The organism is Mangrovibacterium sp., from assembly GCF_059905295.1.
Genome location: NZ_JBZQJF010000058.1, coordinates 1 through 6,774 on the forward strand (window position 1 = coordinate 1; position 6,774 = coordinate 6,774).

Annotated in this window: 6 protein-coding genes; all 6 read right to left on the reverse strand. The window is 42.4% G+C overall.

The annotated features are described in order from the left end of the window. Positions 1–520: 520 nt before the first annotated feature. A complete protein-coding gene (locus AC37HE_RS03310) occupies positions 521–928 on the reverse strand; it encodes a hypothetical protein (protein WP_500781360.1) in 408 nt (135 codons plus the stop codon). A gap of 46 nt (positions 929–974) precedes the next feature. After that, positions 975–2,108 (reverse strand): hydroxymethylglutaryl-CoA lyase-like TIM-barrel protein, encoded by a 1,134-nt coding sequence (locus AC37HE_RS03315; RefSeq protein ID WP_500781361.1) that lies wholly within the window; start codon positions 2,106–2,108, stop codon positions 975–977. Continuing rightward, positions 2,108–2,413, reverse strand: coding sequence for a (2Fe-2S) ferredoxin domain-containing protein (locus AC37HE_RS03320; RefSeq protein WP_500781362.1), 306 nt, complete (start codon positions 2,411–2,413; stop codon positions 2,108–2,110). The genes AC37HE_RS03315 and AC37HE_RS03320 overlap by 1 nt, the downstream gene beginning before the upstream one ends. A gap of 112 nt (positions 2,414–2,525) precedes the next feature. Next, complete coding sequence (gene nifB / locus AC37HE_RS03325) at positions 2,526–3,785, reverse strand: nitrogenase cofactor biosynthesis protein NifB (RefSeq protein ID WP_500781363.1); 1,260 nt, start codon at positions 3,783–3,785, stop codon at positions 2,526–2,528. Positions 3,786–3,819: 34 nt separating this feature from the next. Continuing rightward, positions 3,820–5,229 (reverse strand): nitrogenase component 1, encoded by a 1,410-nt coding sequence (locus AC37HE_RS03330; RefSeq protein ID WP_500781364.1) that lies wholly within the window; start codon positions 5,227–5,229, stop codon positions 3,820–3,822. A gap of 67 nt (positions 5,230–5,296) precedes the next feature. Next, on the reverse strand, positions 5,297–6,631 hold the full coding sequence (gene nifE / locus AC37HE_RS03335; RefSeq protein ID WP_500781365.1) for a nitrogenase iron-molybdenum cofactor biosynthesis protein NifE: 1,335 nt from the start codon (positions 6,629–6,631) through the stop codon (positions 5,297–5,299). Positions 6,632–6,774: the final 143 nt, after the last annotated feature.

Consider the following 6,774-nt stretch of genomic DNA (forward strand, 5'->3'; position numbering starts at 1 on the left):
ATCCCGACATTTTAACAAAGAACGTTTTCTCGTTTTGCGGCTGCAAAGTAAAAGGCTTTTTTTAAATTCTCCAAATTCTTTTTCAAAAATTTTTCGTCTCTCTAAAATCCTCTAAAACCCTCACAGAACGCGGCTTTTAATGCCCTCGGCTTGTGTGCCGTTGTTCTCAAAAGCGGGTGCAAATATAGAGACTATTTCCTGCTTTGCAACACTTACTCCAAAGTTTTTTTAATCGTTTTTTGATCTAATCAACCATTAACACTGAATTGCAAGCTGTTAGTCTCCGAATTATTTTTGAATACTTTCGGCAATTAAAAAGCAGTATCCTCTAAACCGTCGAATAAGAGAGAATTTCCGCTCACCCAGATCAGGAATTGGGATCAACACAAAAGGTGAATTTAAGGCATAAAAAAAGGTATTTGCGCTACAAAATGCAGTACAAATACCGGCAATATACTATTTCGATGCACGGAAAAAACCTAACACATCTACCTAAGAGCAGCAACTTAATCGCAAAATTTTAGTTTGCAGATTCCGTTGAGCATGGAATTTCAAGCAAATTTTCAGTCCAAACTTTTACTTCTTCCAGAAATTTAACCAAACGTAGTAACTCTTCGTCATTCGGTTCTTTGACTTCTACAATATCCAAAGAGCACATATTCATAAACCTATTGAAGAAGCGTGAATCCTCGGTAAACGATTCAGGAACATCGTATTTCTTTTTCAACTCCCGAATCATGTATGATATACTTGAATGCTCTGGCAGAAATCCATCTTTGGTTAATGCCGCAGTGAGCAAACTCTCCAACGACAACCCAATGAGGTTATAATAAACTGCGCTTCCGAATTTCTTTCCTTTTTTAATTCCGCCAACCGTCGCCTTATAGTAGGATAAGCCTTCGCCGTAATATCCACTCCATTCTTCCATAATATGTTGTTTTTAGGTTGTTACTTCAAATGTCTACTTTGTTTCCTTATTTTGTATCATGCAGACTTGCATTCAACATCATCGCAGCTTCCTCATAGTCAAATGCCCGCTTTGCACGCAAAGCCGCATCTTTCATTTTAACCATTGCATCAGCTAACTGCTCTTTTGCTAAATAGATACCTTTTGACTTCAGGAAATGATTGATTCCACCAGCTCCTGAATGTTTTCCAAATACCAGCTCTGTCTTTCGTCCAAACATTTCCGGATTAAAAGCCTGGTAACTCATCTGATCTTTCACCAAACTTCGACAATGAATTCCGGACTCGTGTCGACAGATCATCTCGCCAACAATTGGTTTCGATTCATGGATTCTACGCGACGAGATTGACGATACCGTATTGCAAAGCTCCTGCAGCATATCCAAACGAATTCCGCAATCATTGTTCGCAGAAACCCGCATCGCGGCAGCAACCTCCTCTAAACACGCATTTCCGGCACGTTCGCCCAAACCATTCACGGTAAGGCTTGCCGAGTGACAGCCAGCCAAAGCTGCCGAAACGGTATTTGCTGTTGCCATTCCCAAATCGTTATGACCATGAAATTCGAACTCGATCCCTGGAAACTCACTCGTCAACCAGCTGAAAAACTCCATTGTTGTCAACGGATTTAGTGTTCCTACTGTATCGGCAATACGAATCCGGTGAGCACCCTCGGCCATACAAGCCGAAATAAACTCTTTCAAGAAAGTTCTGTCAGCACGTGAAGCATCCTGCGCACCAACTGCAACAAAGTCGAATCGTTGATGAGCAAATGCCATCATTGGCTTCACCCGATCCAATACCCATGAACGATTTTTACCAATGGCGACTTGTTGAATATCGGAAACAGGGAATGAAATATTCATTCGGCTGGCACCGGTATTTTCGGCTGCGATCATGTCTTCTTCTGTTGATCGTCCCCAGCAAGTCGACTTAAAGTTAAAACCGGATTTAATAATTTCACGAATGACCAATTGTTCGCACTCCCCCATAATTGGCGTACCAACTTCGAGCTCCTTAACACCCGCTTCATCTAAAAGAGCGGCGATTTTCAGTTTTTCATCAAAACTGAAAACAACACCGGGGGCTTGTTCGCCATCCCGGAGTGTTGTATCAATTATATGGAGAGATTTCGCAATCATTAATCAGTAATTAAATACTCTTCAACTGCTTCTCCTTCTTCCAATGCATCCAGAATCTCGTCGATACGTTCTTCTGTAATGCCTCCATACCAGTAGTTACTTGGTTGAATAACCATAACCGGTCCTTGAGAACAAACATTCAAACATGCAGTAGATGAAACGGCCACATCCAATCCGCGGTCGTTACATTCTTCCATAATATATTGAATGAAATCGGCTGCGCCACTCTTGTTGCAGAATCCTTTAGCGTCGCCGGCAACCCGATACGAGTTGCAAACTAAAATGTGATAATCAGGTTTTTTCATGGTGTATTAATTTATTAATGGGTAATCGATCTTCGAATAAAAAACCACTCCGCAGCGGGAGGGATTGAGCATGTTTCGAAATTGAACAACTTATAATTTGATTAGAATGAGATCAACCACAACCGGTTCCACTTCCTGAGCACTCAGCTCCACAACGGAATACATCAGCTTTTTTAACGGTTTTCAAGGTCTTCCCTTTATAAATGGCATCCAATCCATCGTCAATCAATCCGGTCATTTCGACGATTTTGATTCCTGAACGACCAATAATTGATGACGGAGAAGGTCCGATTCCTCCGACCAGTAAAGCGCGACAATCATTTAACGCTTCGCCTAATGCTTCCCAACGGGTGTTTCCTGTTCCTGAAGGTGGCGTACGACGTTTTTCAACCATCCGGTATCCCGAAGGTGTTTCTTTATATATATATAAGAAGTCGGCTTCTCCCAAGTGTTGATTTACCAACAAACCTTCGTGACTAGCCACTGCAACGTGTGGACGACTTTCATCAGCAGTCACCGACATATTTGCAACATCGTTTAAAATTTTAGCAGCTTCCGGGTCGTCTTTACCTAACAAACCAACTGCATCCGCACGACAACGGGCACAATGCGTCATTGGCTTAATGTGCTTGGCAATATCAGCACGAAGTATTTTCATCATTGCAGGAGACGGCTCTGTCAAGTTTTCATAAGGTGTTCCCTCTACCGGATACAAAGGAATTGTATTCATCAGGTCAGCACCCAGCTCCTTCGCTTGCTTAGCAATATCTCCAATCAAATGATCATTGACTCCAGGAATAACAATACTGTTTATTTTAACAGTGATGTCGTGCATTTTCAAAAGTTTGATCGCTTCAAGCTGTTTTTCCAACAGAATTTTAGCACCTTCAACTCCAACATAACCTCTTTTATCAAAACGAACCCACTGGTAAACATCTTTGGTTACTTCCGGATCGAAGGCATTCATGGTTATTGTAACATGGCTCACTTTCAATTCTGCCAGCTCGTCAACATAGGGCGCTACATTTAAACCGTTTGATGACAAACACAAAATCATTTCCGGAAATTCTTTGCGAATCAAACGCAAAGTTGTCATGGTTTCAACCGGATTTGCGAACGGATCACCAGGTCCGGCAATACCTACAACCGACAAATGAGGCATTTTTTCTTTCAACTTCACCAGGTAAGTCAACGCTTGCTCCGGTGACAATACTTTACTTGTTACGCCCGGGCGGCTTTCGTTTACACAATCGTAATCGCGCTTGCAATAATTACATTGAATGTTACATTTTGGTGCAACAGGTAAGTGTACTCGGGCATATTTTCCTTTAGCATCTATACTAAAACACGGATGTTTTTCTATATCAATCATAGCTCTGAATTTTAAAAAGGGCTTCTGCCCGGTTCTACATATATTTATAGCCGACCGGCGAATGGTCTTGTTTATATTGAATCATTGCATTAACGACTTGATCAAATAATTCCTGGGTACCTGCGTAGCCCAAGTGTTTGATGCGTTGTCCGCCAATGCGGTCGTGAATTGGAAATCCGCAGCGAACAATTGGAATCTCCAGTTCGCGAGCGATATAATAGGCTTTGCTGTTTCCGACCAGCATATCGGGTTTGTTTTCCTGACACCACTCTTTGATTTTCTCGTAGTCGAACATGTTCTTTGCTAAAATCTGTTCTCCACGTTCCGGGCAGTTTGCGCGGATCTCATCTTCGAGGCGTCCGCTTTCACCCCCAGTAGCGGCAAGGATAACTTCAACACCAATCTCATCCAGAAAAGTAGTCATGGCTACTACAAAATCTTCTTCACCATAAACAACAGCTTTCTTTCCAAAGATGTATTTGTGTCCATCGGCATAAGAGTCGATCAAACGACCACGTTCTCCCAAATAGCGGGCAGGCATTTCTTTACCGGTAATTTCTTCCAATGCTTTAATGAAGCGATCGGTATTTTTCACACCAATTGGTAATGGCATGCGGTAATTCTTTACCTCGAATGTTTTTTCGAGATATTCGGCTCCGGTAGCTGAAAGCTTCGTATTCTTAACACGACCAGAAAGAGCACCGGAGTTCAAAATAGTTCCGAATTCAACTGAGCCTGCTGCACGTCCGCAAGTTTCAATTGCGCTAACCGGAGTACCTCCTTCAGGAATTCGTTTATAACTTTCCCAAATCGGGTTATCCAGTGTTTCGGAATAATCTGGCAACATAACGAACTCGATACCAAAATCATTCAGCAAATATTTTAGCTGACGCAAGTCTTCGGTCGATACAAAACCAGGGAATATATTAATATGAGTCCCTTTCTCGCCGCCTTTTGCAAAGGCTTTAATGGCAGCACCAACAGCTTCGTGAAATCCATCCATATGAGATCCTTGGTAGCTGGGGGTAGATGCTGTTACGAAAGCAGGAAGATCTTTTAATTCTGAATTCTTTTTGTAATCGTGAATGTACATTTTCACGTCATCACCAATTGTTTCCGACAAGCAGGTTGTAGTTAAGGCTACAACTTCAGGTTTATACTGACCAATTACGTTGGTGATTGCTCTGTCGCAGTTAGCTCCTCCTCCGAATACTGTTGCTTCTTCGGTAAAGTTTGAGGATGCAATATCAACCGGCTCTTTAAAGTGGCTGATCAGATAGCGACGAATGTAAGTAGCACAACCCTGCGATCCATGAATAATTGGTACGCAGCCCCGAATACCTTTGAAAGCAACACTGGCACCAAGCGGAGCACAAAGTTTACAAGCATTTCGGGTGGCTGTAAATTCTTTTGTAGATTTTATTATAGGAGCATTTTCAAACATGTTCTTCAAGTTTTAAAGTTCCAACTTATGAGCTTTAATAATCGAGTTCCGTCAAAAAGAACCCGTACTATTTCATGAATTGCCAAACCGGGCTGCAAACGGAAGCATACACTTCTTTTGCAAAATTGAGCATGCCCTCATAACCCGCGAGAGCTTCTTTACGTTCGTGGTTGTGATCACAGAATCCAAGTCCCAATTTGTAGGCGATTGGTCTTTCTTTTACACCACCGATGAACAGATCGGCTCCGGTTTGTTTCACAAATTCAGAGAGTTCGTTCGGATTGGAGTCATCGCAAATGATGGTTCCATCGTCACACATATCTTTCAGTAGATTGTAGTCGTCGACATTTCCAGTTTGTGAGCCAACCACAACAGTCTTCATACCAAGCAGGCGAAGGGCTTTTACCAATGAAATTGCTTTAAAGGCTCCTCCCACATAAATCGCTGCTTTTTTGCCTTCCAGCTTCTCACGATATTGTGCCAATGCAGGCAACAACTTACTGATCTCTTCGGTTACAAGCTTCCGTGCTTTCTCCATCATCTCATCCGATTTGAAGAACTTAGCCACTTCATAAAGGGCATCACTCATATCTTCAATTCCGAAATAAGAGACCTTCATGAACGGAATGCCGTATTTCTCTTTCATTTCTTTGGCCAGGCCAATCATTGAACCTGAGCACTGAACGACGTTTAATTTTGCTGTATGTGCTTTGCGAATATCATCGATACGACCGTCACCAGTCATGGCACCAACCAGGTTTACACCCATTCTTTTATAGTATTCAGCTAACATCCAGAGTTCGCCAGCCAAGTTGAAATCTCCAAGAATGTTAATACTATGTTCGGGCGCCTGGTAAGTTGTATCCGTTCCTATCAATTTAGATAACGCACCGCAAGCAATTTTGTATCCGTCCTTCTTTGTTCCATTAAATCCTTCTGACATTACCGGGATTACATCGATGCCGGTTTCACGTGTCACCCGCCGACACACAGCTTCAACATCGTCGCCAATCACCCCGACAATACAGGTGGCATATACAAAAGCGCCTTTCGGCTTATAGGTTTCAATCAAACTAATTAAAGCTTTATACAAGCGTTCTTCTCCTCCGAAGACTACTTCTTTTTCTTTTAAATCAGTTGTAAAACTTAATCGGTGAATTTGCGGTCCCGAAGAAAGGGATCCGCGAATATCCCAGGTGTAAGCTGCACAGCCTACCGGCCCGTGGATAAGATGAAGTGCATCAGCGATCGGGTAAAGAACTACCCTTGATCCGCAAAACACACATGCCCTTTGACTGACTGAACCAGCCTCACTGGCTTTCCCGCAAGCAATTGTTGCATCCTCTTTTCCTTGACCCTTGGTCAGGATTTGATTTTGTCTTCCGTTAATAAATGCGTCCATAGTGTTTAATTTTTAAGTAAATGAAAGGGAGGCTGCGGGTTGCCTCCCCTCACATTTTGACATTATGAAGAACATATTCTGAAGGGATGTCTCCCTGAATCCTTCGATTGGCTGAAGAGAAGGATATATTTATTACATCTGCA

What these genes read in the sequence shown, in the direction of transcription:
- AC37HE_RS03310 (WP_500781360.1), bottom strand. Translation starts at nt 928, where the DNA reads ATGGAAGAATGGAGTGGATATTACGGCGAAGGCTTATCCTACTATAAG.
- AC37HE_RS03315 (WP_500781361.1), bottom strand. Translation starts at nt 2,108, where the DNA reads ATGATTGCGAAATCTCTCCATATAATTGATACAACACTCCGGGATGGC.
- AC37HE_RS03320 (WP_500781362.1), bottom strand. Translation starts at nt 2,413, where the DNA reads ATGAAAAAACCTGATTATCACATTTTAGTTTGCAACTCGTATCGGGTT.
- nifB (WP_500781363.1), bottom strand. Translation starts at nt 3,785, where the DNA reads ATGATTGATATAGAAAAACATCCGTGTTTTAGTATAGATGCTAAAGGA.
- AC37HE_RS03330 (WP_500781364.1), bottom strand. Translation starts at nt 5,229, where the DNA reads ATGTTTGAAAATGCTCCTATAATAAAATCTACAAAAGAATTTACAGCC.
- nifE (WP_500781365.1), bottom strand. Translation starts at nt 6,631, where the DNA reads ATGGACGCATTTATTAACGGAAGACAAAATCAAATCCTGACCAAGGGT.